Raw genomic sequence first — 25,083 nt, 5'->3', positions numbered from 1 at the left:
ACATGCGGATCAGGGTCATCGGAACCGGCGTGATGGGCCGGGGCATCGCCCAGTGGGCGGCGACCGCCGGGCACACCGTCGAGCTCGCCGACGCGAGGCGCGAGGCCGTCGGTGAGGCGGTCGACTTCATCGGGCGGCTGCTCGACCGCGCCGTCGTCAAGGGGCGCATGACGGAACCGGAGGCGGGTGCGGTCCGCGCCAGACTCGTGCCGCTGGACGCCGTTTCGGCGCCGGGCGACGACGTGGACCTGGTGATCGAAGCCGTCCGCGAAGACCTGGACACCAAGGCGGAGCTGTTCACCGCGCTGGAAGCCGTCCTGCCGCCCACGACGATCTTCGCGACCAACACGTCCTCGCTGCCGGTCACCCGGATCGCCGCGACGCTGGGCGATCCGTCGCGGCTGGCCGGGTTGCACTTCTTCAACCCGGTGCCGTTGATGAAGATCGTCGAGGTCGTTCCCGGCGCGGCCACCCGCCCCGACATCCCCGGCACCCTGTCGGAGCTGGTCCGCGCGTCCGGCCACCGCACGGTGACGGTCGCCGACACCCCCGGGTTCCTGGTCAACCACGCCGGGCGTGGACTGGTCACCGAGGCTTTCGCGCTCCTGGAGGACTCGGTCGCCGAGCCGGTGGTGATCGACCGGATCGCCCGCGATGTCCTCGGCCTGCGGATGGGCCCGTTCGAGCTGATCGACCTGACCGGTCTCGACGTGACGGCCGCCGTCATCGACTCGATCTGGGCAGGGTTTCGCCATTCCGACAGGCTGCGGCCCTCGTTCCTCAGCCCGAACCGGGTGGCCGCCGGCCTGTTCGGCCGCAAGAGCGGACGCGGGTTCTACGACCACCGGCCCGGTGCCGAGACCACACCGGAAGAGCCGGTCGTCGCCGCGGAGTGTCCACTGTGGATCGCCGGTTCGGGACCGGACGCCGACGCCTTGCGCGCGGCGCTACCAGAGGCTTCGGACGAGCTGACTTCCGACGCCGTTGTGCTGGTGCCGACTTGGGGCACCACGGTTTCGGCGGCGATCGCCGCCGACGGGCTGCCCGCGTCACGCACCTTCGGCGTGGACCCGCTGTCGCTGACCAGCCGCCGCCGGGTGCTGGCCGCGACGCCCGCGTCGGACCCGGACGCGGTCCGTGCGGCCGTCGGTGCCTTGGGCGCCGAGTCGGTCTCGGTGGTGCGGGACACCGCCGGTTCGGTCGCCCAGCGCCTGCTCGCGTCGATCGTCTCGGTCGCCGCGTCGATCGCGGAACGCTCGCTGGCCACACCGGAGGACATCGACCTGGCCGTCACGGCCGCACTCGGCTACCCGGCCGGACCGCTCGCCTGGGGCGATCGCGTCGGAGCCGTCCGCCTGCTCGAACTCCAAAGCCGGCTGCACGAGAGCACCGGCGACCCGCGATACCGGCCGACGCGCTGGCTGCGGGAACGAGCCGAGCTCGGCCTGCCCCTGACCGCCCCCGCCTACCCGCTGGAGAAGGAAACACCGTGATTTCACCGGATTTCGGCCTGACCGAGACGCAGCGCGACATCCGCGCGATGGCCGCGCGGTTCGTCGACGACGAGATCGTCCCGCACGCGGGGGAGTGGGATCGCGCCGAACAGGTCGATCGCGGCATCGTGAAACGCTTGGGGGGGCTGGGTTTCCTCGGCCTGATGGTCCCCGAGACCTACGGTGGCGTGGACGCGGACATGCTGTCCTACGTCCTGGTGACCGAGGAGCTGGGGCGCGGCGACTCCGCGGTGCGCGGCATCGTGTCGGTGTCGCTCGGCCTGGTCACCAAGACCATCGTGACGCACGGGACGGACGAGCAGCGGGAGCAATGGCTGCCGCGCCTCGTCAGCGGTGACGCCCTCGGCTGCTTCGCCCTCACCGAGCCGGGCACCGGCTCCGACGCGGCGTCGGTCAGCACCCGCGCCACCCGCGACGGCGGCGACTGGATCCTCGACGGCGGCAAGATGTTCATCACCAACGGGACCTGGGCGCAGGTGGCGCTGACCTTCGCCCGCACCAGCGAACGCGGCCTCACCGCGTTCTTGGTGCCGACGGACTCGCCGGGCCTGACCGCGCGGGAGATCCACGGCAAGCTCGGCCTGCGCGGCCAGGCGACCGCGGAGCTGAGCTTCGACGGCGTGCGCGTGCCCGATTCGGCGCGGCTGGGCGAGGTGGACCGCGGTCTGGGCATCGCGCTGGGCGCGCTGTCCCGCGGCCGGATCTCGGTCGCGGCAGGTGCCGTCGGGCTGGGACAGGCCGCCGTGGACGCCGCCGTGCGGTACTCCACCGAACGCACCCAGTTCGGCCGCCCGATCGCGTCGTTCCAGCTGGTGCAGGAGCTGCTCGCCGATTCCGCGGTGGACGTCCGGGCCGCCCGCCTGCTCACCCATCACGTGGCGCGGATCGCCGATTCCGGTGTCTCGCCGAAAGATTACGCGACTGACGCGTCCATCGCGAAGTACCACGCGAGCGAGGCCGCGGTGCGCGTCAGCAACAACTGTCTCCAGGTCTTCGGCGGCTACGGGTTCATCGACGAGTTCCCGGTCGGCAAGTACCTGCGCGACGCCCGCGTGCTGACCCTGTACGAAGGCACCAGCCAGGTGCAGAAGCTGCTGATCGGGCGCGATCTCACCGGTGTGAACGCGATGGTCTGAGCACAGGTGGTCGTGAGTGGTAAGTGACGTTAGAACGTCACCTACCACTCACGACCAACGCGCCTCACCACGGCGCGGCACCCCTGGTCGCGTGCCTCCTCCCGCACTTTTAGTCCTCTGAATGCGTTTTGCCTGTTCACGCGCAGGCCGCTTTGTCTGCTGGTGTGTCCGGGCCGCACCAGAACCCCTGCGCCTTCCGGCTAGTCCTTTTGGCCGACCAAAGGCGGTGGCGGAACCATTCCCGCGCTCGATGTGCGTTCACCGCCAGGTGAACAGGATGGAGATTCGCCAACAGACCGAAACAGGGGTGTCGGATGAGAAAGACGTGGTCCATCGCGCTCGCGATCGCCATCCTGGCGGCGGCTGCCGCGGCGGCGGTACCGGCGGGAGCGTCACCAGAGGCGTCACCGGAGAAGGTGAAGTGGGGGCCGTGCCCGGCGGACGCCACGGCGCCGGGCCTGGAGTGTTCGACGATCAAGGTCCCGCTAAACCACCAGGATCCCGGCGGCGAGCAGATCGACATCGCGATCTCCCGGCTGGCCAGTAAGAACCCGGGGCAGCGCCGCGGCGTGCTGCTGACCAACCCGGGCGGTCCCTCGGCCGGGCTGAAGTTCCCCGCCGAACTGGCGGCGGCGAAGATGCCGCAGAGCGTGCTCGACAGCTACGACCTGATCGGGTTCGACCCGCGGGGGATGGGGCACAGCACCCCGGTGACCTGTGACCTGACGCCGGAGCAGAGCGCGGTCGGCAACGTGCCGCCGTATGCCCGCGACGCCGCCGACGTGACGAAGCGGGCCGAGCAGTCGAAGGCCATCGCCCGGCAGTGCGCCACTTCGAAGACGGCGGGGATGCTGCCGCACGTCAGCACGGCGAACACCGCGCGCGACATGGACCGGATCCGGGCCGCGCTGGGCGAAAAGAAGATCTCCTTCGCCGGCTACTCGTGGGGCACCCACCTCGGCGCCGTGTACACCACGCTGTACCCGCAGCGCAGTGACCGGATCATGCTCGACAGCAACGTGGGCCCGGACGGCTGGGACTACGCGAACGACCGGATCTACGCCCAGGGCTTCGACGACCGGTTCCCGGACTTCGCCAAGTTCGCGGCGGCCGCCTCGGCCACCTACGGTCTGGGCAGTACGCCCGAGCAGGTCACTGCGAAGTACTTCGACCTCGCCGCGCGGATGGACAAGGCCCCGATCCGCGACATCGACGGGCCGACCTTCCGGATGCTCACCTGGGGCTTCCTCTTCAGCGACGCGGGGATGCCGCTCGTGGGCAAGATCTGGCAGGCGCTCGACAACGACCAGCCGCTCCCGCCGATGGGCCCCGGCGAAGTGCCCGGGGTGGAGAACCTGGTCTCCGGCCGCTACTACATGATCTGCAACGACTCCCGCTGGCCCGGATCGGTGGGCACCTACCAGCGCACCGTCGCGATCGACAGGCTCCGTCATCCGATGTTCGGCGCCGCCGGGGCCAACGTCCAGCCGTGCGCCTTCTGGCCCGAGGCCAAGGAGCCGCCGGTGCGCGTCGGTGACCGGGGGCCGTCCAACGTGCTCATGCTGCAGAACCAGCGTGACCCGGCGACACCGCTGGCGGGTGCCAAGAAGCTGCGGAACGCGTTCGGTGACAGGGCCCGCATGGTCACCGTCGACGCGGGCGGGCACGGCGTCTATCCCTACGTCGGCAACAAGTGCGCCGACACGGCGGCGACCACCTTCCTGCTCACGGGCCAGCGTCCGGACCACGACCTGGCGTGCGCGGCCGAACCACGTTGAACGACCGGGTGCGCCGGCTGGTCCGGCGCACCCGGCGTCCCCACGCCCGCTGAGGCATGATGATCACCGGACCAGCGAACAAGGAAGGACGGCCGCGTGCTTCCGACCGCCACCCCGCCGCCCGTCCGCGGTCTGGTGATCGCCGAGTTCATGGTGCTGGCCGGGCTGAACGTCGAACAGCTGGTACGGCGCCTGATCATGCAAGGTCCGGCCCCGGCGGGGGAGATCTTCTACTTCGCGACGGGCCTGACGCTGGGCGCGCTCGCGTTGTTGCGGCGCCGTTTTCCGGCGCGGACGGCGGCGTTGACGACGTCGGGGATCGCGCTCTCGCTGGCTTGCAGCGTGGTGGGTTTCCTGTTCGAACCGGTCGCGGCGCCCAGCGGTGACGCCGAGGCGCTGGCGCTGGCGGTTCTGGTCGGGGCGGCGTGCCATCGGCTGCCGCGCGGTCACGCCGCCGTGCTCGCGGTGCTCGGCGGGCTGACCATGGCCGCGGCCCCGGTCCTGCGGTTCGGCGATACGTTCACGACACTGTCCATCGCGGTGGTGTGGGCCTTGCTGTGGGGTTGCAGCGTCATCGTCGGGCTGATCCTGCGCGACGGTGAAGCCCGTCGTGACGCGGCGCTGGCCGCGGCCCGCGATCGGGAACGGCTCGCGCTGGCGCGGGAACTGCACGATCTGGTGGCGCACCACATCACCGGGGTCGTGGTCCGCACGCAAGCCGCCGGTGTCATCCTGGCGGACGGGCCGGAACAGGACCTGATCAAGGAGATCGAGCACGCCGGGGCGGAAGCGCTCGGCGCGGTGCGGCGGCTGGTCATGATGTTGCGCAGCCCCGAACTCGCCTCGCAGGTCACCGTCGGCGGCTTGGTGGAGACCATCGAAGCGGCGGTCGGCGACGACGAAGGCGTCACGGTGCGGCTGGCGGACGGGCTCGCCGACCTCGCTGTCGCGCCGGAAACGGTGTCCACCGTCCACCGCGTGGTCCTCGAATCGCGGAACAACGTGCGCAGGCACGCGCCCGACGCCCGCCGCGTCACTGTCGTGGTCGAGCCCGTCGACAGCCGTCGGTACCTCCGCGTCGAGGTCGGCAACGACGGGCTCCGGCCCGGCCGGGTGCGTCGCGCGCCGGGTGGCTACGGCCTGATCGGGATGGCCGAGCGGATCTCGGCGCTGGACGGCAGGCTGACCGCCGGGGAACACGGAGAGCGCGGCTGGCGAGTCCTCGCCGAACTGCCCCTGCCGGGCGGGGTGTCGGCCGCCGACGCACCGGAAAGGGGATCGGCGCGGTGACCCTGCGAGTCCTGCTGGCCGACGACCAAGCCTTGGTACGCACGGGTTTCCGGCTGATCCTGGAGCGGGTACCCGGGCTGGAAGTGGTCGGCGAGGCGGAGAACGGCGAGCAGGCTGTCCGGCTGGCCCAGCGGCTGCGCCCGGACGTCACGCTGATGGACATCCGCATGCCGCTGGTCGACGGTCTCGCCGCCACCCGGCGGCTGGCGGGCCCCGACGTCGAGGACCCGTTGCGCGTCCTGGTCGTCACGACCTTCGACCTCGACGAGCTGGTGCACGAGGCCCTGTGCGCCGGGGCCTGCGGGTTCCTTCTGAAGGACGCGGGCCCCGGCCTGCTGGTGGAGGCGGTGCACGCGGCCGCGAACGGCGAAGCGCTGGTCTCGCCGTCGATCACCACCCGGCTGCTGGCCCATTTCACCGCCACCTCGGCCCGGCGCCGCGCCCGACAGGCCGATCCCGCGCTGACCCACCGCGAACTCGACGTCGCCAAGGCCATCGCGCGCGGCCGGACGAACGCCGAGATCACCGACGAGCTGACGATCTCCCTCTCGACGGTGAAGACCCATCTCGCGTCGATCCAGCGCAAGATCTCGGCCCGCAACCGCACCGAGATCGCTGTCTGGGCTTGGGAATCCGGTCTGGTGCGCTGAGTCGCGGCCGGACGTGTGGTCCGAACCGTGTGGTCCGAACGAGCCCTGACAGGGCCGACCGGGCCGGAATAGCCTTTTTTGTCATCGCACCTTTATTTCAGGTGAATCTTCGACAGATGAGGTGGACTCCGATGGCCGAACCGAAATCGAGTCAGCCCCGGACGAAGTCGAGGCTTCGGCGCGGCGCTGTCGCACTGGCTGTCGCCGCGGGCGCTCTCCCCTTCCTGGCGGGTACCGCTCTGGCCGCCGCTTCCGTGCCCATTCCTTCGAATTACGTTTACGACCCGAATCGCGGTGCCTGGCACGATTACTGCACCTTGTCGCCGGACAAGCCCGTCGTCCCGCCCTGGGGTCAGGTGGACTTCCGCGGCCCGTGCGCGAACCACGACATGTGTGAGGAAGGCGGCGGAAAGAACACGCTGCGCTGCGACGATCTCTTCTTCCGGCTCATGCACCAGCAATGCGACCACACCTTCGGCACGGGCCCGGCCCGTGGTCCGTGCGATTTCATCGCCGACACCTACTACAACGCGGTCCGCTCGACGGGCTGACACCTGTCGCGGCGAAAAGCACCTGGGCGAGTGATTCGACTTGAGTAGGCCCCAGGGGCACGTTGTTCACTGGGACGGCGCCCGCGATCGTCCGTTGTGGACGGTTCGGCGGCGCCGTCCCGGAGGTGCATCGAATGCGGAAATCCGTCGTCGCGGTTCTCACTCTCGCCATGGTGGCGTCCCTCGGTCCTCCGGGTGTCGCGGCCGACGCGGGCCCGAGCACCGTGAACTGGGGGAAATGCCCGAGCGGTACGCCGCTGGGCCCACTCGAGTGCGGAACACTGAAGGTTCCGCTCGATCACCGCGAGCCCGACGGCAAGACGATCGACATCTCGATCTCCCGGCTGGGCAGCGCGGCCCCGGAGAAGCGCCGCGGCGTGCTGCTGCTCAGCTCCGGCGGGCCGGGTGCCCCGGCGATGAACTATCCGCTGATCTTGAACTATCTCGGCCTGCCGCAGAGCGTCAAGGACACCTACGACGTGGTCGGCATGGATCCGCGCGGTGTCGGCTACAGCACGCCGGTGACCTGCGACCTGCCGCCGGGGACGTCGCAGACCGCCAACATCCCGGACTACGCGCTCGACCCGGCCGATGTCGCGGCTCGCGCGAAGCGGATGGCGGAGACCGCCGCGAAGTGCGGATCCAGCGCGACGGCATCGCTTCTGCCGTACATGACCACGGCGAACACCGCTCGCGACATGGACCGGGTCCGCGCGGCGCTGGGGGAGCGGAAGCTCTCCTTCCTCGGCGTCTCGTACGGCACCTATCTCGGCGCTGTTTACGCCTCGCTGTTCCCGCACCGCGGCGACAGGATCGTGCTCGACAGCTCGATGAGCGACGAAGGCAGCGCTCCTTCGGCCTCGCGCGGCTTCGGCCGGGGTGTCGAGGACCGGTTCCCGGATCTGGCGAAGTTCATCGTCGCGCATCCCGAGTACGCCTTGGGTGCCACCGAAGAACAGGTGAAGCGGAAGTACTTCGAACTGGCCGCCCGGTTGGACGCGAAACCGAGGCCGGACGGCTTCGACGGCAGGCAGTTCCGCAAGCGCACGTTCGAGGGGATGTACACCGACGCCGGTTTGCCCCAAGCGGCCGAGCTGTGGCGTGCCGTCGAGACCGGCGAGCCGCTGCCCGAGGTGCCGAGCAGCCCGCCGCCGCCGGATCAGCCCGCCGACAACGCGGCCGCCGCGCAACTGGCCGTGCTCTGCGGCGACCGGAACTGGCCGGAGGCCGTCGAGTTCTACCAGCGGAACGTCGAAATCGATCGGGTCCGCCATCCGATCTGGGGCGCGGGCGCGGCCAACATCTGGCCGTGCGCGTTCTGGCCCGCCGAGCCGAGCGAGCCGCCGGTGAAGATCACCGGGCACGGGCCTTCGAACGTGCTCATCGTGCAGAACCTCCGCGACCCGTCCACCCCGCTGGCCGGCGCCCGGAAGATGCGCGCGGCCCTCGGTGAGCGCGCCCGGATGATCACCGCCGACCAGGGCGGTCACGGTGCCTACCTCTACCTGAAGAACAAGTGCCTCAACGACGCCACGACGGAGTACCTCGTCACCGGGCAGCGTCCGCGGCAGGATCTCGCTTGCGCGGCGACGGGGTGAAAACCGCTACGGTCGCCGTATGAGCGAAGACGCGAAGATCGGCCCGGCCAGGATCGGGAACGTGCTGCACCCGGTGGCGGATGTCGACGCCGCCGTGCGGTTCTACTCCGCGGCCCTCGGCCTGGAAACGAAATTCGTGGACGGCGACCGCTACGCAGCCCTTGACGCGGGCGGCACCACGCTCGCTCTCGCCGGTCCCGCCGAGGACGTCACCGGCGGCGTGCCCGCGGCGTCGTTCAAGGTGCCCGACGTGGCCGCGGCGGTGGCCGCCATCGTGGAGCGAGGGGGATCCGTGGTCCGGCAGCCGGAGCGCGGACCGCACGAGGTCCGGGCCGTCGCGCGCGACCCGTGGGGCAACACCGTCGTGATCTATGGACCGCTGTAGCTCAAGCCTCACGTCGTGCGGTCCGCCCGGCTTCGCTGACCGGTGACGGGCAGCCGCAGCAGCAGGCGGAAGCCGCCGTCGGGGGTGGCGCCGGTGACCACGGTGCCGCCCAGCAACGCCGCGCGTTCACGCAGGCCGAGCAGTCCGTGGCGGGCACTGGGCAGGGCCAGCGTCGGCCGGGTCGCCGGGGTGTTGCCGACGGTCACCGTGAGATCGGTGCCGTCGCAGGCGATGTCGACGGTCGCCGTGCTCCCGGGCGCGTGTTTGCGCACGTTGGTCAGGGCTTCCTGGATGGTCCGGTAGATCGTGCGCTGGACGGCCGTGTCGATGCCCTCCGGAGCGGTTCCGGTCCGCCGAGTCTCGATGCCGCTCCCGGCGATCAGGCGGTCAAGGTCGGACAACGTCGGCTGGGGCATCAACTCGGTGGTGGAACTGCCTGAAGCACGCAGCAGATTCACCATGTGACGCAGCTCGTCGAGGGTGTCGACCGACAGCGTGCGCACGTTTTCGGCGGCGGTCTTCGCGGCGGGGTCCGTTGTCGAGACACTGAGCGCACCCGCCTGGACCGCGATCAGGCTGACTTTGTGCGAAACGACGTCGTGCATCTCGCGGGCCAGCTGGGTGCGTTCCTTGGCGAGGACGGCCTGGGCGTCCAGGACCCGTTCGTGTTCGCGGGCCTGGCGGATGTCGTCCAGCCGCAGCGTGAGTTCGCGCTGGGTGTGCACCAGCCTGCCGAGGAAGATCGGCGCGGCCGGGGTGATGATCGCGTAGACGACGGTGAGCACGTCGGTCTCCTCGAACTCCAGATCGAGGCCGGGGAACAGGTATCCGGCGGTGGCCGCGACGCCGCATCCGACGAGCAGGCGCCGGTCCGGGCGCAGCAGGGCCACGGAATAGAGGGCGATGAGCGTCGCGATGACCGAGCCCGAGATCGCGAGGGCGGGAAGGGTGACGACGAAGACGAAGACCGGCCACCGCCGCCGGAGCGGCAGAATGCCGAGGGCCACCAGCGCGGCGCCGAACGCCAGCGGCTCGGCCCGGCCGAGTCCCGCGTCGATCGCGGCGACGGCGATCAACCCGGCATCGACGAGCAGCGGCCGCACCCGGTTCACGGGCGGCCTTCACCGTTGCTCAGCAAGCCCGCCTGCTGCGCCACCAGTGCGGCCTGGACGCGGGTGGTGACCTGCAGTTTCGTGAGGATGGCGGAGACGTGGTCCTTGACCGTGCCGACACTCAGGTGGATCCGGGTGGCGATGTCCGCATTGGACAGTCCGTCCGTGATGAGCACGAGCACCGCGCGTTCGCGTTCGGACAGCTGGCCGACCTGCGCGGCCGCCGCCGAGCCCGCGCCTGATTCGAGATAGCCGTCGACGACGGTGCGCGTCACCTTGGGGGAGAGCACGACCCCGCCGGCGGCCAGCGTCCGGACGAAATGCGCGAGCAGGTCCGGGGCGGTGTCCTTGAGCAGGAACCCGGCCGCGCCCGAACGCAAGGCTGTCGCGATGTACTCGTCGGAGTCGAAGGTCGTCAGCATCGCCACGGCCGGTGTCTTCCGCAGGCCACGCAGCTGCCGGAGGACGGTGAGGCCGTCGACGTCGGGCATCCGGATGTCGAGCAGCACGACGTCGGGACCGTGCAGGCTGATCTCCTTGACCGCCTCGGCACCGGTCACGGTCGCCACGACCTCGATGTCGCCCGCCGCCTGCAGGATGAGGCGAAACCCCGAGCGCACCAGCTCCTCGTCGTCGACGACGACCACTCGAATCATGCGGCTCAGTCTCGTCGCATCCGCCGGGCGGGCACCACCCGAGGCCGGAAGGCCCCTGCCCGCCGATCGGGTGGACAACGGCAGCCGGTCGGCGGGTTGTTCGGGCCGGATCGCCGGTGCCGGCAGGCCGCCGCGTGCGCCGAGCATGGAGGACGACGAACGCGATCGGCTCGTGGCCCCCGTTCGTGACCGGAAGACACAGGAGTGAAGCAGTGCCTGGAACAGATCCGAAGGCCCCTCGTCCGCCGAGCGCGCTGAGCCGACGTCGAGTGCTCCTCGGCGCGCTTCCGGTCGCCGCGCTGCTGGCTGTCGGCTGTGGCAGGCAGGCGCTCGGCGACGAAAGCGGTACCAGACGGCTCGCGCTGGTGTACAACGGCCCGCAGGGTTGCGCGGACTGCGCGCCGGCGGTGGCCGCGTTGCTGCGCAAGGCGCCGCGGCCGTTCGAGGTCAAGTACGTGGGCCCCGGCACCGGGTCTCCCCTCACCGCCGAGACGTTGGCCGAGGCGCAGCTGTACGTCCAGCCGGGCGGCGGTGCCGATCTGGACCGGACCTGGCGGGACCTGCGTGGCTCCGCCCAGCTGATGCGCGACTGGGTCCGGGCGGGTGGCAGCTACCTGGGCCTGTGCTTCGGCGGCTACCTGGCCGGACGTGACCCGGGTTTCGGCCTGTTGCCCGGCGATACCTACGGCTACGCCGGTTCGCCCGGCTCGACCGTCCCCGACGACCGCGACACCGTGCTGGAGGTGTCGTGGCGGGGCGAGTCCCGGCACATGTACTTCCAGGACGGTCCGGCTTTCCGCCTGGACGCCGGAGCGGACGCGACCGTTTTGGCGACCTACGGCAACGGAGCCGCCGCCGTCGTGGTCGCCCCGTACGGCAAGGGCCGGGTCGGGGTCAGTGGCCCGCATCCGGAGGCCGACGAGTCCTGGTACGAGGACGAAGGGCTCACCAATCCCGACGGTGTCCGCTTCGACCTGGCCTACGAACTGATCGACACGACCACCAGGCGGCCGTGAACCGGGTCGATTCACCTTCCGGGCGAGGAGGAAACGTGGAGCGAGTACGCGTGCGTGTCTGTGCCTTGGACCCCATCACGGCGGCCGGGATGGTCAGCTACCTCGAGCCCTGCGCGGACATGGAAATCGTCGGCGGCCCGCGGCGCGACGAGGCCGACGTCGTCGTTGCCGCGTTCGACCGGCTTTCGGCCGACGCGATCGCGGTCCTGCGCAGGCACGCGGCCGAACCGGCAAGGCCGGTCGTGCTGATGGTCAACCGGATCCTGGAGAGCGAGGTGACTCTCGCGGTGGCGTGCCGAGTGGTCGCGGTGCTGCCGCGTACGGCGGCGACCGGCGAGGAGCTGTCCGAAAGCGTCCGTTCGGCCGCGGCGAACTTGACGGGGGTCTCGTTCGCCAAGCTGATCGAGCGAACCGAGCTGCTCCACCGAGGTTTCCTCAGACCACCCGAGCCGACCGCGATGGACCTTTCCGCGCGCGAGACCGAGGTACTGCGGTTGATGGCCGACGGACTCGACACGAACGCGATCGCGGCCGTACTGTCCTATTCGGAGCGGACGGTGAAGAACATCATCTACGCCATGACTTCCCGGTTGAAACTGCGGAACCGGTCGCACGCGGTGGCATACGCCGTGCGGACGGGAGCGATCTGAGCCTGCCACACCCCTCACTTTGCCCTGTCCCTCGACAACGACCCGATCACTCACGACATCGCGGGCCAGCGCCGATGGTCCTCGTCGATGACGTACTCGTGACTGTGGCGCCAGGTGCCGTCCTCGCCTCGCACAGCGTCGACAAGGTGCCTTGGGTCGACGGGTCCGCGGTGGGTGTGTTCGAGACGCAGGGGATCGTGCCGTGGCCAGGCACGAAAGGCGACCGCGAGGCCGATGAGCCCGAGGGCGCCGAGGAAGAGCCACGTCGTGGTGAACCCGGCGGTGGTGGCCAGCCAGCCCGCGATGGGATAGGCGAGGAGCCAGCAGGCGTGGGAGAGCGAGAAGCGGGCGGCGAAGATCGCGGGCCGGTCGCCGGGCCTGCTGGATTTGCGCAGTACCCGGCCTGCCGGGGTGAGGACGAGTCCGCTGCCGAGCCCGATGGCCGCCCAGACGGCCATCGCGGCGGCTAAGCGCCAGTCACCGGTGTCCACGGTGGACAGTGCGATGGCGCCGGTCATCCCGGTGAGCAGGGTTCCGCCGCCGGTGAGCATGACGGTGCGTTCGGGGATCCGGTCGAGCAGCCGGGGGAGCGGGAGCGCGACCAGGATGGTGCCGAGGCCGTTGCCCGCCAGGAGCAGGGCGACGTCGGCCGGTGATCGGCCCAGGGTGTCCTGGACGTAGTTCACGGTGTTGACCATGACCATGGAGCCGACCGCCGCGACCACCAGGTCGAGACCGAGCGTGCCGCGCAGGCGCGGGGTCGCGACGAACACCTTGATCCCGGCCGTCGTGCGGTCCCGGACCCCACCGCGGCCGCTGCGGGTCGCGTCGGGGATCCGGGTGCTCAGCACCAGCGCGGCGGAGGCCGCGAACCCGGCCGAGGTGCCGGTGAACAGCCAATGGAAGGACACCAGGCTGAGCGCGGCGGCGGCCAGGAGCGGGCTGAGCAGGCTTTCCATCGTCGAAGCCAGTTGTGACAGCGACAGCGCCTTCGTGTAGTCGCGTTCGTCGGGCAGGATGTCCGGGAGCACGGCCTGGAAGGTCGGGGTGAACGAGGCCGACGCGGTTTGCAGGACCACGATCAGGACGTAGATCTGCCAGATCTGGTCGACGAAGGGCAGGACGAGGACCACCAGCGCGCGGATCACGTCCAGGGTGACGAGGAAGAAACGGCGTGGTATCCGGTCGGCGTAGGCGCCCGCGAGCGGGGCCACCGTGACGTAGGTGATCATCTTGATGGCCAGCGCGGTGCCCAGGACGGCACCGGCGCCCGCCCCTGCCAAGTCGTAGGCCAGCAGGCCGAGCGCTACGGTCGTCAATCCAGTGCCGAACAGCGCGACCAGCTGCGCCCCGAACAGATGCCGGTAATCCCGATGCCCGGACAACGACACGTTCCACCGCTCCTGTCGTTCGACGTCCTTCCCATGATAGGTGCTCATGTACGCACATGACGAATCTGGCGATCAGTGGTCCCGCCTGCCGCCGGACGGCCAGGTCGAAGCCGCGTCCACGTCGCTGCGGATGCTGGCCGATCCGACCCGGATGCGGATGCTGTGGCTGCTCAGCGGCGAGGAGTACGACGTCGCGTCGCTGTCCGCGGCGGTGGCCATCGCGCGTCCGGCGGTGTCCCAGCACCTGGCCAAGCTCAAGCTGGCCGGACTGGTCACCCAGCGGCGGGACGGTCGCCGGATCCTGTACCGGGCCAGGGGCGGGCACGTCCGGCGCCTCCTGGCGGAGGTCATGAACGCGGCCGACCACCACCTGCACGGGATCCCCGACCACGATTGAGCCGCGCTGCCGGGGAGTCCACCGAATTCGGTTTCGCGAGGAGCGCGGTCACGGGAAAATGCCCGCCATGGGTTCGGGATGGTCATGGACGTTGGTACTGCCCGGTGGGACGTTGAACGCGGCGACGGTCGAACGTCTGCTGGCCTCGGCCGAGACGTTCGGGTTGTCGGCGTACCGGCCGGGCGGCGGGATCAACGGCTTCGACGCGTCCTCCGGCCATGAGGGCGAGCACCGGGTGCTGGACCGGAACAGTTGGTGCGAGGCCTGGTCACGGGATCCTGGAGCACCAATCTGTGGCTCCGGTCCGAGGTGGATGTCCGGCTGCTCACCGAACTGTGGGTGACCATCGCCGGTGAGACCGGCGCGCTGTTCGGCCGTGCCGAGGACGAGTGGTCGCTGGAGCAGATCTGGTCCGAGCTCTCCGATTCGCGTTCGGGCACCTTCTCGCCTGCCTTGGAATCCTTCCCGGAGTGGCTGAGCTGGTGGACTTACCTCGACGCCGACGGCTACCGGCGGTGATCGCGTTGGCGGCGGACCCCGTCGCGGCCGATCCCGTGGAGTTCGCCCGCCTGCACCACGAGTACCGGCGGGCGGTCGCCTCGACAGGGCGGCCCTGACGTCCTGTGCCGGGCACTTCTGGGATCTACTGCGAGCGCAATACCCAGACGTCGTTGGCGTTCACCGCGACGAGGTCCGCGTCGCCGTCCCCGTCCACGTCGGCGGTGAGGGTCTCCTTCGTGCCGGAGAAGGAACCCGCGTACCACGTCTCCGGCGCGGAATAGCTCGTACCGGTGGAGCGCATCACCTGCACGTCGGTGTCGTTGACGGCGATGAGGTCCGCGTCGCCGTCGGCGTCGATGTCCGCCGTGAGGGTTTTCTTGCTGCCATAGAAAGAAGTCGTCGACCACGACACCGGCGTGTCGAACCAGCGGTTGGCGTTGCCTGTCACGACTCGTGTGCCGCCCTGGTCGACGAGGATGAAGTCGGCCTTGCCGTCACCGGTCGCGTCCGCCGCCAGTGTCGCCTTCTGGCCGCGGATGGGCGGCGCCCACGCCACCAACGGCAGCGTCGTGGTGCCGTTCGACCTCGCCGCCAGCGTGGCCACGTCGAACAGGCCGATGATGTCGGTGTCCCCGTCGCCGTCCAGGTCCGCGGCCAGGTTCCCGAAATCGCCGGCGATGGTGTTGTTCAGCCACTGCGCGGGCGTCCCGAAACGCTCCACGCCGTAGTAGTCGATGATCGACCTCGCCACGAAGATGCCCTGTGGCGTCGAGGGCGTGGGCCGCCGGACCGCGATGGCGTCGGCCCGCCCGTCGTTGTCCATGTCGCCGACGAAGTTGGCGTTACCGTTGAAGCCACTGCTCAGGAAATTGCCCGCACCCCAGTTCTGCTGTGCCTGGAAGGCGGAACCGTTCGACCGCATCACGTAGCACCCGTACAGATAGGTGTTGTAGCTGACCAGGTCGTCCTTGCCGTCACCGTTGACATCCCCCGCCATGACCGCGACCTGTGCCGTGAACGGTCCGGCCGACCACTGTTCCGGTACGCCGGAGGCCGCCGCGGGCGGGGCGAGGGTCAGGGTAAGAAGTCCGGCCACGCCGGCCATCACCAAAGCACGCATCACGTCCCCTTCGTGTCGGCTTGCAGTACTCAAATCGCGATGAGCCGGGAAGTGTTACGAACGGGACATGGCGGGCGCGGGCGGCGAGGTTGACCTCCAGCGAACTCGAGATTCTAGGGTTCTTCCCATGACAGTGCAGCTGAACCACACGATCGTCAACGCCACCGATCGGGCCGCCACGGCGGACTTCCTGGTCTCGATCCTCGGGCTGCCCGAGCCGGCCGAATTCGGCCCGTTCCTGGTGCTCCAGACCGGCAACGGGGTCTCGCTCGACGTCATGCGCAGCACCGAGCAGTTCTCCAGACAGCATTACGCGTTCTTGGTCGAGGAGGACGAGTTCGACACGATCTTCGAGCGGATCCGCGACGGTGGTCTGCCGTACTGGGCCGGGCCAGGGCACCACGGCGCCGGTGAGATCAACACCAACGACGGCGGCCGGGGCGTCTACTTCGACGACCCCGACGGTCACGCGCTGGAGATCCTCACCCGCCCTTACGGATCCGGTGCCACCCAGGACTGAAAGCGTGAGGGATCGCGGTCCTTGTCCAAAATGGACAGTGAGTTGTCGGAGGTTTCTCGGCCGCGTGCGATGAGTTTACGGGCGAGGCGATATGGCGTGATCGGGGCCGCTGTCGATGCGGGGGCCGTGAGTGGTAAGTCGCGTTAGAACGACACTCGCCACTCACGACCACCCGCACCGACCCCTCGCCGCCACACCTGGTGTCGCGAAAGCCACTTCCGTGACATCAGACGTCCCGAAAGTGGCTTTCGCGACACCCGAGGCCGATGGCGAGGGCCTGCCCGGCAGTGGACTCGGTCGCCCCGTGGGAAACTCGGTGGAAGTCGTTGCCGCGTGGCCATCTGCTATGGCCCCATGGCCTAGAGTCCTGCCGCGCCTTGAAACTCACGGAGTGCCGAAGGGGGTCAGTATGCCGCGCTACGACAAGGAAGGCGCCAATGGTCGGTCCGCCAAACGCAGGATCCTGATGGTGTCGATCGCTGTGCCGGCGGTTCTCGCCGCGTTGTGCGGAGCCGCGTTCATCCCCAAAGCGGCCAACCATTTCGGTTACGCCTTGCCGGGAGAAAAGGGGCTTCCGTACCGGGTCCATTACAACGGCAGGGATTACCGTAGCGGCCAGACGTGTGCCGGCGCGCGATGGTGCGAAGAAGAACAGAGCGCCGAACAGCGATCAAGGCCGTACTGCATGCCTCGTACCGGGCTCGACCTCGAAGACAACGGCGCAGGGTTGGTGATGGTCGACGACGTGTTCACCCTGTTCGGACCTTCACGCCCCGTTTTCACCGTCGGCGGCCTCCCGCAAGGAGAGACGACGACGAGGGTGTTCGTCGAGGCCTCCGCTGACTGTTATCTGACATATGCCCTGATGGGCGGTCCCTAGCAGGACAGTGCCGACGCTCGCGATGATTGCGGGCTCCAGGCTGAGCGGCTACCTTCACGGTGTTCGATATCTGGTCACTGGTGTCCGGCTATCGTGCGACTGGTCAGTCGTCAGCCCGAGGAGGAGCGAGAATGCCCGACCTGCCCACCCCGGACGGCGCGGCTGTCGCGAAGCCGGAGGCCGCGGTGAGCCGTTCGGCGTTCCGGCGTGTGCTGGCGGGCAGCACCGCGGGGGCCGTGCTGGAGTGGTACGACTTCGCGCTCTACGGCATCCTCGCCGCGACAGTGCTCGGGCCGCTGTTCTTCCCGGGCGGCAACGCCGTCGCCCAGTTGCTGCTGGCTCTGGCCACCCAGGGGCTCGGATTCGTCGCGCGGCCGATCGGCGGCATCGTCTTCGGGCATCTCGGTGACCGCGTCGGCCGCAAACCCATGCTGGTCGTGACCTTCCTGCTGCTCGGCCTGTCCACCTCGGCCATCGGGCTGCTGCCCACGTACGCGCAGGCGGGTATCGGGGCGACGATCTCGCTCGTCGTCTTGCGCCTTGTCCAGGGCTTCGCGCTCGGCGGCGAGTTCGGTGCGGCCGTGCTGATGGTCAGCGAGCACGGGAGTCCTCGCCGCCGGGGGTTCTGGTCCGCCTGGCCGCAGGCGGGCGCCCCGCTCGGAACCGTGCTGGCGACAGGCGTGGTGGGCGTGCTGACCCTCGTGCTGTCCAACGGGCAGTTCGCGCAGTGGGGTTGGCGTATCGGGTTCCTGCTCGCCGTTCCACTGCTGGTCATCGGCTTCTGGATCCGTCGCCGCATCGACGAATCGCCCGCGTTCCGGCAGGCGCGTTCGCGTGCCGGTGCCGCCGAGCAGGCGCGGTCGAGCGTCTTCGAGACCCTCGCTCACCCCGCGCCGGTCTTGCGCGGCCTCGGCGTGCGCCTGGGCGAGAACGTCGCGTTCTACGTGTACACCGTTTTCGTGGTGGCTTACGCCACGAGTTCCTTCGGGTACACCAAGTCCGACGTCCTCCTCGCGGTGACCGTCGGATCGTTGCTGCAGTTCGCGGGGATGCTGGCGGGCGGGCACTGGTCCGATGTGGTCGGACGGCGAATCGCGATGCTGGTCCCGGCGGCGGGCCTGGCGCTCTGGGCGCCGTTGTTCTTCCTCATGGTCCGCTCGGAGAGTCTGCCCCTGCTCTACGTCGGCGTGGGCGTCGGCGCCGCGTTGCACGGTCTCCTCGCCGGTCCCGAGGCGGCTTGGATCGCGGAACTCTTCCCGACTCATCGCCGCTTCGCCGGGGCGTCCCTGGTCTTCCAGGGGTCGTCGATCATCGCCGGCGCGCCGGCGCCCTTCATCGCCGTCTGGCTCGTGGAGAACCACGGCACCACGGCCGTCGTGCTGTACCTCGTCGCGACCATCGCGGTCACCCTCGTGGCCTTGTTCTTCAGCGCCGAAACCAAGGGCGCCGACTTCGACGCCTAGACCTGCGCGGCACTCTCCTGTCACCCGCCCGCGCGCAGAATCTGCGAAGTGGGGGCGTCCCGTGGATCATGAAGGTGTTCCCTCCGCCGCAGCATCGAAGGGGTCTTGATGGCCAAGCCCAATGTCGCCGAGCAGTTCGTCCAGGTCCTGGTGCAGGCCGGGGTGGAACGGATCTACGGCGTGGTCGGTGACAGTCTGAACCCGGTCGTCGACGCGATCCGGCGTACCCCGGGCATCGAGTGGGTGCACGTGCGCAACGAGGAGGCGGGCGCGTTCGCCGCGGCCGCCGAGGCCCAGCTGATCGGACGGCTCGCGGTGTGCGCGGGCAGCTGCGGTCCCGGCAACACGCACCTGGTGCAGGGGCTCTACGACGCGCACCGCACCGGAGCGCCGGTACTCGCGCTCGCCTCGCACATCCCGTCCGGTCAGATCGGGACGGGGTTCTTCCAGGAGACTCACCCGGAACGGCTGTTCGTCGACTGCAGCGGATACTGCGAGCAGATCAGCCAGCCCACCCAGATGCCCAGGGTGCTGCGGATCGCCATGCAACACGCACTGTCCCGCGGCGAGGTTTCGGTGCTGGTGCTGCCGGGCGACGTCGCGCAGCTCGAGGCCACTTCGCCCACCGGGAGCGGGGCGCCGATCACCGAACACGGGACGGTCATGCCGCCGGAGCCTCAGGTGGCACGGCTCGCCGAGCTGATCAACGAAGCCGAAACCGTCACCGTGTTCGCCGGTGCCGGGGTGCGCGGCGCGCACGCCGAGGTGATGGAGCTCGCCGGGACGGTCCAGGCGCCGGTCGGCCACAGCCTGCGTGGCAAGGAGTGGATCCAGTACGACAATCCCTACGACGTCGGCATGAGTGGCCTGCTCGGCTACGGCGCCTGCTACCGGGCCATGCAGGACGCGGACCTGCTCCTCTTGCTGGGTACCGACTTTCCCTACGACTCCTTCCTGCCTCAGGCCAGGACCGTGCAGATCGACCACGACGCGACCCGGCTCGGCCGGCGTACCCCCTTGGAACTGGCCGTGCACGGAGATGTGCGGGAGACCTTGCGAGCCGTGCTGCCGCTACTCCGGCGCAAGACCGACAGGGCCTTCCTGGACCGCATGCTGCGCGACCACTGCAAATCGCTGGAAAACGTCGTCGACGCCTACACTCGCAACGTCGAACGGCACGTCCCCATCCATCCGGAGTTCGCCGCCGATCTCCTCGACGAACTCGCCGCGGACGACGCGATCTTCACCGTGGACACCGGCATGTGCAACGTCTGGGCCGCTCGCTACCTCACGCCCAACGGGCGGCGGCGGGTCATCGGCTCGTTCCTGCACGGCACGATGGCCAACGCCCTCCCGCACGCCATCGGCGCGCAGTTCGCCTACCCGGGGCGACAGGTCGTGTCGATGTCCGGCGACGGGGGGCTGGGCATGCTGCTCGGTGAACTGCTCACCGTCGTCCTGCACGATCTCCCGGTCAAGATCGTGACGTTCAACAACTCCTCGCTGGGCATGGTCAAACTGGAGATGCTGGTCGACGGCTTGCCCGACTACCAGACCGACCACCGCCAGGTCGACTTCGCCGCCATCGCCCGCGGCGCCGGCCTGCGTTCAGAGCGGGTGACCGAGCCGACGCGGCTGCGTGCCGCCCTCAAGGAGGCGCTGAGCCACGACGGTCCCGCGCTGGTGGACGTCGTGACGGACCCGAACGCGCTGTCCGTCCCGCCGCACATCACCGCCGGTCAGCTCGGCGGATTCGCGCTGGCCGCGAGCAAGGTCGTCCTCGAAGGCGGCGTCGGCCGGATGATCGACCTCGCCCGGGCCAACCTCCGCAACATCCCCCGACCGTGAACAACCACCGTTTGGCGGCCGGACACCGGTTCACCGTAGGGTGACCTTGCTGCCCGACCGTGAGGAGAAGCGATGTTCTGGACCATTCTGGGCTGGATTCTGTTCGGTCTGATCGCCGGGTTCCTGGCGCGAGCCCTGGTCCCCGGGAAGGACGACATCGGCGTGCTGCGGACGATCGTGCTGGGCGTTGTCGGCTCGGTCGTGGGCGGCCTGTTGTTCGGCCTGCTCACAGTCGGTCTCCGCGGCTTCCAGCCGGCCGGGTGGATCGGCTCGGTCATCGGCGCGATCATCGTCCTGGTCATCTACAACAAGGTGACCGGTCGCAAGAGCCGCACCTGACCTCCACGGCGCCTGCTCCTCACGTGGCGTCCGGATCGAACGGCGCTCGTTCTCCTGCGTTCAAGGGAGCGTCGGGGACACGGGGTGGGAGCGTGCCGGTCCTGTTCGCAGGTGTCCCGGTGCTTGCGTCGTCGAGCAGGTAGCGGCTGACAGCGGTTTTCGGATCGAGGGATCGCAGGGCGCGGAGGTCCTGCAGTGGTTTGCGGAGTTCCTGGTACTCGGTGCCGAGTTCGGTCCGCAGCTGATCCTGGGCGCCGGCGGCGAACTCCCGTGCCTTGGCCAGGGTCCGGGCCAGCCATCGGGCGGATTCCGGCAGCCGTTCGGGGCCGATGACGAAAAGTCCGGCGACCAGCAGGACCAGCAGGTGCTCGAGGCTGAGACCGAACATGTCAGTTCTCCCTCACCGCAACGTCGTTGCCGCCATGGTAGACCGATACCAGGCAGCGGCGGCGGAAGGTGGCGGGTGATGACGGTGCTTCGACGTCGGCGCGTGTCTGCGGCATGCCTGCTCGCGGTCCTGCTCGCGGGGTGTGGCGGGCCGAACGATCCCCGGCCGTCGGTGACGGGAGCGACCACCGCCCCGGTGACAGCCGTCGACGGGGACTACGACCCCGCGCGGTTCGCCACGCAAGTGAAGGCGCGAGCGGCCGAAGCCGCGGTGTCACCCCGGCTGGTGATGGCGATCCTCTACAACGAGTCGTACAAGCCGCATGATCCCGAGCTCGAACGGCAATGGCAGGAGCTGAAGCCGAACGCGTCGTTCGGGGTGGCCAACATGCACAAGGCGGCCTACGAGCAGACCCGGCGAGGACGAGCGTTCGCCGACCGGGCTTGGCGGGAACTGCCCGACGACTCGGACCTGGCGATCCGGGCGGAGGCCTGGTACCTGCACGACCTGGCCGCACAGCTCCCGGGCAAACGCGCCGGAACACTCACGACCGAGGAACTGCTCGCACTGGGCTACAACACCGGGCCCGGCAACATGAAGGCTTTCGCCCGCGGGACGAAGCCAGGCATCCAGGCCCAGTCCTATCTGGACACGCTCCACGCCAACTGGGGAAAGGCCGAGGAAGCGCTAAAGCCTGGCTGAGTCACGCTGGACCGGTTCCGCCGGTAGACGGCGCGCAGGTGGCTTGGTCGCCGCCCAGTTGCACTATTGCGGAGTCCGCGTCACTCGATCGACGCAATTCTCGACCGGGTAATGACCGCGGCGCGGTTATCGAACGTCCGGATGGGCGCAAACTGGCGAATTCGGATGCGGCCGTACCGTTCGAGAATTCCCTGCTCACGATCCGGCGATAATGTGGCGTTAGCCGAAACGGGGAGAAGTACCCGATTGGTGGATCTACCGGGGACCGGCCAGCCTATCGACGACTTCGATCTCGCGCGACTCCTGCCCGCGTCGAAACCTGGGCACAATGGTCAACGTAGCGCTCTGTCTGCGGCGGCTGTTGCTGGTCATGGGGAATCCGCAGGACCGGGAAGTCCGCCCTCTCGTATCGGATCATTACCGGGACCAGGCCGCGGCGACGACGCGGGCTCAGTCCGGCGGGTCGCCTCGGGTGCTGCCGATCGACGAGCTGGAGAGATCCTGGGCGGGTTTGGAGCGCACATCGTCTGCCGCGCGTTCCCGATCGTCGTCATGACCAGCAACGGAGAGCGGGAGTTCCCGCCCGCCACGGAGCGGATTTCCCAGTCCGATTCCGATGACCCGCCAGTAACTTTGTCGCCCGTCGAAAGAGTGCGCAGATTTCGTAGTGTCGCGTCGCCACCGGGCGCTACGCTCTGCGCAGTTACTCGCTGTGGTGCCGGTCCACATCGATGTGGCGAAACCAGTGAGACAGCAGTTCGTGCCGGAAGTGAGACCGGAACACCTCCTCGAACTTCTGTCGTCGGGGATCATGTACGCTCCCGGACTCAGGAAAGGGAAGTCCACTTGGGACGCAGGTGGGACCTTTGCTTTCCCGAGGCAGTCCGGGAATTGCTACTCAGCGGTGCGCGTCGGTCGGGAAACGGCCAGTATCGTCCGGGTGGTCCCACCCATTTCGGTGGCCGGATTCCGCTGCTCGGTCACCTCCGAGACGCCGTCGCCGACCCGAACCACACACCGGATCCGGTGCTCACCGTCGAGTCCTCGGCCGATGTGGAACTGGAAAGCGTGCGCATGCGCGTTTTCCGGCCCGTACCTGTCCCAGGCTGACCGTCTGCGGAACGCGGTACAAGACCCAGCCCCGTCGTAACCGTGTCTGAATCAACGCAGACATCCACCAAGACTGTGAGCTCAACATGCCTGAGACGGCCGAACGTCCATCTGCCTCGACACCTGTGACTCGTGGACGCTCGTCTCATCCTTCGGCCCCGGACACCGCCCGGACCTTTCCCACCCGTCAGCCCGAGGATCCGCCGCTGGTTTTCGGGAACGTCCCGCCGCGCGACCCGAACTTCACCGGTCGTGACGAGCTGCTCGACCAGCTCACCGAACGGTTGAGCAGCGGTGCCACCGCGGTGCTGCACGGTCTGGGCGGTATCGGCAAGACGCAGATGGCCACCGAGTACATCTACCGGCATCTGCGGGATTACGACCTCGTCTGGTGGATCGATGCCGCGCACACGACGCAGATTCGCGCCGGTCTCACCGAACTCGCCGGTCTCCTCGGCCTCCAGGGCGCGTCGGAGGCGAACATCGCCGTTCCCGCGGTGATCGAGGCGCTCCGGACCGGACGGCCGTTCCGCCGCTGGCTGCTGGTCTTCGACGCCGCGGAAAGCCCGGAGACCGTGCTGCCGTTCTTCCCGCGCAACGGTCCCGGCGAGATCATGATCACCTCACGAAACTCCGGTTGGACAGGCGTCGCACGCCGGCTGGAGCCGGCGGTGCTCAACCGAGACGACCGGTCGGTCGAGGAACCGAAGACCCGCAAACCGGCGGCGCGCCAGATCCCGCACACCTGCGCTTTCTTCTCCCCGGAACCGATCTCGCGCGACCTGCTCACCGGGGTCAGCCGCAGCTCGAACCTTGCTTGGCGGTTCAGGGGCCTGTTCGCGCCGAGGAGTGAGTCGCCTGGGAAGCATCACTTCGGGAAACCCTCTCGTGCCGGCCTGTCCGGCAGGCCGCGGGAGAAGGCGGCGATGGCGGCGGTGGGTGGTTCACGACATCACTTGATCATGGTGGCCGACGTGGCGGGGTTCGGGGAACCAAGCCGGACCGGGCCGGATCAGCGGGCCGTCCGCGAGGGGCTCTACGACGTCATGAAGACGGCGTTCGCTGCGACGGAGACCGCTTGGGAAGACTGCCACAGAGGTGACCGCGGCGATGGGATCCTCGTGCTCGTTCCCAGCGGAGTGGACAAGGCGGCGTTCATCCAGGCGGTACTGCCGATGCTGGTGACGCGGCTGCGGGTACACAACGATACATGCGCGAAGGAGCAGCAGATCCATCTTCGGGTCGCGTTGCACGCCGGGGAGGTCGGGTACGACCCGCACGGGTTCACGTCGTCGTCGCTGACGTTGGCGTTCCGGTTGTGCGACGCTCCGCCGTTGAAGGAGGCGCTCGCGATGTCGCCCGGGGTGCTGGCGGTGATCGCGTCGGAGTCGCTGTTCGGGGAAGTCGTCCGTCACACTCCCGGTGCCGCGCCCGCGACCTGGCGACAGGTGCCCGTGAAGGTCAAGGAGATCGACACGACCGGCTGGGTCACCCTTCCCGACCATCCCTACGTCGGCCACCCCTGATTCAGCTCTGCCGGACGCCCGGGCAAGGTACGCCGGGCGTCCGGTGCCGGTGCCGGTGCGGGATTTCACCGGACGGGCCTCGGTGTGCCGAGCGCCTGATCACGGGGGTTCGTCGAGGCGATTCAGGATATGCGTGAGGTCGCCTTCCGCGAGGAGACCTACGAGCACCTCGGTCATGTTGCGGATGCCCGGCTCCCGGACGATGAGGCCGTCAGAACACCAGAAGTAGCTGCCGTCCAAGGCTTCTCCTGTCCTGGCCCAGTTGGCCATGAGACGTTCGACTTCGGCGACGGTGAAGATGGTGGCGCTCCACCGGGACCCGTCCGGCAGGCGAACCTCGGCGTCGATGTTTTCCACCTCGGCCAGGTCTTCCGCCGCGGTGAGGCCCATGAACACGACTTCCAGACTTGGAGTCCGGACCCGGTAGATCGCTCCGTCCCAGCCGTGCGAGATCACGTCGATGTTCCAGTCCATTGTTTCCCTGCCGCGACCTTTCCCCATTTCGCCCCTCCCGGACACGATAGCTCATGAGGTATTCCGCGCAGGCCTTTCGGCCCTATGA

At 69.0% G+C, this 25,083-nt stretch carries 27 protein-coding genes; 20 read left to right on the top strand and 7 right to left on the bottom strand.

Annotated features, from left to right (window positions below):
• Window positions 1-2: 2 nt before the first annotated feature.
• From ACFOSH_RS35890 to ACFOSH_RS35855, 8 genes are all read left to right on the top strand, one after another.
• Window positions 3-1,493, top strand: a complete 1,491-nt coding sequence (locus tag ACFOSH_RS35890) for a 3-hydroxyacyl-CoA dehydrogenase (protein WP_378244729.1) — start codon at window positions 3-5, stop codon at window positions 1,491-1,493.
• Complete coding sequence (locus ACFOSH_RS35885) at window positions 1,490-2,650, top strand: acyl-CoA dehydrogenase family protein (RefSeq protein WP_378244727.1); 1,161 nt, start codon at window positions 1,490-1,492, stop codon at window positions 2,648-2,650. The genes ACFOSH_RS35890 and ACFOSH_RS35885 overlap by 4 nt, the downstream gene beginning before the upstream one ends.
• Before the next feature lie 314 nt (window positions 2,651-2,964).
• A complete protein-coding gene (locus tag ACFOSH_RS35880; RefSeq protein ID WP_378244725.1) occupies window positions 2,965-4,428 on the top strand; it encodes an alpha/beta hydrolase in 1,464 nt (487 codons plus the stop codon).
• Between the two features lie 96 nt (window positions 4,429-4,524).
• Entirely contained in the window at window positions 4,525-5,718 is a 1,194-nt protein-coding gene (locus ACFOSH_RS35875) for a sensor histidine kinase (RefSeq protein WP_378244723.1), read from the top strand.
• On the top strand, window positions 5,715-6,368 hold the full coding sequence (locus tag ACFOSH_RS35870) for a response regulator (RefSeq protein WP_378244721.1): 654 nt from the start codon (window positions 5,715-5,717) through the stop codon (window positions 6,366-6,368). The genes ACFOSH_RS35875 and ACFOSH_RS35870 overlap by 4 nt, the downstream gene beginning before the upstream one ends.
• A 131-nt stretch (window positions 6,369-6,499) precedes the next feature.
• Complete coding sequence (locus ACFOSH_RS35865; protein WP_378244719.1) at window positions 6,500-6,919, top strand: hypothetical protein; 420 nt, start codon at window positions 6,500-6,502, stop codon at window positions 6,917-6,919.
• Between the two features lie 134 nt (window positions 6,920-7,053).
• Entirely contained in the window at window positions 7,054-8,517 is a 1,464-nt protein-coding gene (locus ACFOSH_RS35860; RefSeq protein ID WP_378244718.1) for an alpha/beta hydrolase, read from the top strand.
• A gap of 19 nt (window positions 8,518-8,536) precedes the next feature.
• Window positions 8,537-8,902: a VOC family protein gene (locus ACFOSH_RS35855; RefSeq protein WP_378244716.1), complete on the top strand. Its 366-nt coding sequence runs from the start codon at window positions 8,537-8,539 to the stop codon at window positions 8,900-8,902.
• 8 nt (window positions 8,903-8,910) lie between these two features.
• Here ACFOSH_RS35855 and ACFOSH_RS35850 read toward each other — a convergent pair whose 3' ends face one another.
• Together ACFOSH_RS35850 and ACFOSH_RS35845 are read right to left on the bottom strand one after the other, a co-directional pair.
• Window positions 8,911-10,014: a sensor histidine kinase gene (locus tag ACFOSH_RS35850; RefSeq protein WP_378244714.1), complete on the bottom strand. Its 1,104-nt coding sequence runs from the start codon at window positions 10,012-10,014 to the stop codon at window positions 8,911-8,913.
• Window positions 10,011-10,670 carry a response regulator gene (locus tag ACFOSH_RS35845; RefSeq protein ID WP_378244712.1) on the bottom strand — a complete coding sequence of 220 codons (660 nt, stop codon included), beginning with the start codon at window positions 10,668-10,670 and terminating at the stop codon, window positions 10,011-10,013. The genes ACFOSH_RS35850 and ACFOSH_RS35845 overlap by 4 nt, the downstream gene beginning before the upstream one ends.
• On the opposite strand from ACFOSH_RS35845, the gene ACFOSH_RS35840 reads away from it, so the two are divergent.
• The 3 genes from ACFOSH_RS35840 to ACFOSH_RS35830 are packed head-to-tail and all read left to right on the top strand — an operon-like array spanning window position 10,669 to window position 12,336.
• On the top strand, window positions 10,669-10,878 hold the full coding sequence (locus tag ACFOSH_RS35840; protein ID WP_378244710.1) for a hypothetical protein: 210 nt from the start codon (window positions 10,669-10,671) through the stop codon (window positions 10,876-10,878). The genes ACFOSH_RS35845 and ACFOSH_RS35840 overlap by 2 nt on opposite strands.
• A gap of 4 nt (window positions 10,879-10,882) precedes the next feature.
• The gene (locus ACFOSH_RS35835; RefSeq protein ID WP_378244708.1) at window positions 10,883-11,686 is read left to right on the top strand and encodes a BPL-N domain-containing protein; all 804 of its coding nucleotides are present in this window, start codon (window positions 10,883-10,885) and stop codon (window positions 11,684-11,686) included.
• Between the two features lie 35 nt (window positions 11,687-11,721).
• On the top strand, window positions 11,722-12,336 hold the full coding sequence (locus tag ACFOSH_RS35830; protein WP_378244706.1) for a helix-turn-helix transcriptional regulator: 615 nt from the start codon (window positions 11,722-11,724) through the stop codon (window positions 12,334-12,336).
• A 50-nt stretch (window positions 12,337-12,386) separates the two neighbouring features.
• On the opposite strand, the gene ACFOSH_RS35825 is transcribed toward ACFOSH_RS35830, so the two are convergent.
• Window positions 12,387-13,775 carry an MFS transporter gene (locus ACFOSH_RS35825; protein ID WP_378244704.1) on the bottom strand — a complete coding sequence of 463 codons (1,389 nt, stop codon included), beginning with the start codon at window positions 13,773-13,775 and terminating at the stop codon, window positions 12,387-12,389.
• Between ACFOSH_RS35825 and ACFOSH_RS35820 the strand changes: the two genes are divergently transcribed.
• Entirely contained in the window at window positions 13,774-14,124 is a 351-nt protein-coding gene (locus tag ACFOSH_RS35820) for an ArsR/SmtB family transcription factor (RefSeq protein ID WP_378244702.1), read from the top strand. The two genes, ACFOSH_RS35825 and ACFOSH_RS35820, sit on opposite strands and share 2 nt — an antisense overlap.
• Window positions 14,125-14,172: 48 nt before the next feature.
• Here the strand turns inward: ACFOSH_RS35820 and ACFOSH_RS35815 are convergent, their stop codons facing one another.
• Window positions 14,173-14,319, bottom strand: coding sequence for a hypothetical protein (locus tag ACFOSH_RS35815; RefSeq protein WP_378244700.1), 147 nt, complete (start codon window positions 14,317-14,319; stop codon window positions 14,173-14,175).
• Window positions 14,320-14,379: 60 nt separating this feature from the next.
• Between ACFOSH_RS35815 and ACFOSH_RS35810 the strand changes: the two genes are divergently transcribed.
• Window positions 14,380-14,643: a hypothetical protein gene (locus ACFOSH_RS35810; protein ID WP_378244698.1), complete on the top strand. Its 264-nt coding sequence runs from the start codon at window positions 14,380-14,382 to the stop codon at window positions 14,641-14,643.
• Window positions 14,644-14,767: 124 nt separating this feature from the next.
• Here ACFOSH_RS35810 and ACFOSH_RS35805 read toward each other — a convergent pair whose 3' ends face one another.
• The gene (locus ACFOSH_RS35805) at window positions 14,768-15,745 is read right to left on the bottom strand and encodes an FG-GAP repeat domain-containing protein (protein ID WP_378244696.1); all 978 of its coding nucleotides are present in this window, start codon (window positions 15,743-15,745) and stop codon (window positions 14,768-14,770) included.
• Between the two features lie 127 nt (window positions 15,746-15,872).
• On the opposite strand from ACFOSH_RS35805, the gene ACFOSH_RS35800 reads away from it, so the two are divergent.
• The 5 genes from ACFOSH_RS35800 to ACFOSH_RS35780 all read left to right on the top strand — a co-directional run bounded on the left by ACFOSH_RS35800 (window position 15,873) and on the right by ACFOSH_RS35780 (window position 20,795).
• The gene (locus tag ACFOSH_RS35800) at window positions 15,873-16,265 is read left to right on the top strand and encodes a VOC family protein (protein ID WP_378244694.1); all 393 of its coding nucleotides are present in this window, start codon (window positions 15,873-15,875) and stop codon (window positions 16,263-16,265) included.
• Window positions 16,266-16,674: 409 nt separating this feature from the next.
• Window positions 16,675-17,145, top strand: coding sequence for a hypothetical protein (locus ACFOSH_RS35795; protein ID WP_378244692.1), 471 nt, complete (start codon window positions 16,675-16,677; stop codon window positions 17,143-17,145).
• A 131-nt stretch (window positions 17,146-17,276) separates the two neighbouring features.
• Window positions 17,277-18,608, top strand: a complete 1,332-nt coding sequence (locus ACFOSH_RS35790) for an MFS transporter (protein ID WP_378244690.1) — start codon at window positions 17,277-17,279, stop codon at window positions 18,606-18,608.
• 108 nt (window positions 18,609-18,716) lie between these two features.
• Entirely contained in the window at window positions 18,717-20,456 is a 1,740-nt protein-coding gene (locus tag ACFOSH_RS35785; protein ID WP_378244688.1) for a pyruvate dehydrogenase, read from the top strand.
• A 72-nt stretch (window positions 20,457-20,528) separates the two neighbouring features.
• Window positions 20,529-20,795, top strand: coding sequence for a GlsB/YeaQ/YmgE family stress response membrane protein (locus ACFOSH_RS35780; protein ID WP_378244686.1), 267 nt, complete (start codon window positions 20,529-20,531; stop codon window positions 20,793-20,795).
• Window positions 20,796-20,814: 19 nt separating this feature from the next.
• On the opposite strand, the gene ACFOSH_RS35775 is transcribed toward ACFOSH_RS35780, so the two are convergent.
• Window positions 20,815-21,183, bottom strand: coding sequence for a twin-arginine translocase TatA/TatE family subunit (locus ACFOSH_RS35775; protein WP_378244684.1), 369 nt, complete (start codon window positions 21,181-21,183; stop codon window positions 20,815-20,817).
• Between the two features lie 78 nt (window positions 21,184-21,261).
• Here ACFOSH_RS35775 and ACFOSH_RS35770 point away from each other — a divergent pair, with 78 nt between their 5' ends.
• Both ACFOSH_RS35770 and ACFOSH_RS35765 read left to right on the top strand, forming a co-directional pair.
• Window positions 21,262-21,885, top strand: a complete 624-nt coding sequence (locus tag ACFOSH_RS35770; protein WP_378244682.1) for a lytic transglycosylase domain-containing protein — start codon at window positions 21,262-21,264, stop codon at window positions 21,883-21,885.
• A 1,235-nt stretch (window positions 21,886-23,120) separates the two neighbouring features.
• On the top strand, window positions 23,121-24,521 hold the full coding sequence (locus ACFOSH_RS35765) for an NB-ARC domain-containing protein (RefSeq protein WP_378244680.1): 1,401 nt from the start codon (window positions 23,121-23,123) through the stop codon (window positions 24,519-24,521).
• Between the two features lie 99 nt (window positions 24,522-24,620).
• Here the strand turns inward: ACFOSH_RS35765 and ACFOSH_RS35760 are convergent, their stop codons facing one another.
• Window positions 24,621-25,022, bottom strand: a complete 402-nt coding sequence (locus tag ACFOSH_RS35760; protein WP_378244678.1) for a hypothetical protein — start codon at window positions 25,020-25,022, stop codon at window positions 24,621-24,623.
• Window positions 25,023-25,083 lie beyond the last annotated feature (61 nt).

Source organism: Amycolatopsis speibonae, from assembly GCF_042647925.1.
Classification (GTDB): domain Bacteria; phylum Actinomycetota; class Actinomycetes; order Mycobacteriales; family Pseudonocardiaceae; genus Amycolatopsis; species Amycolatopsis speibonae.
This window is presented reverse-complemented; position numbering and strand designations above follow the sequence as displayed.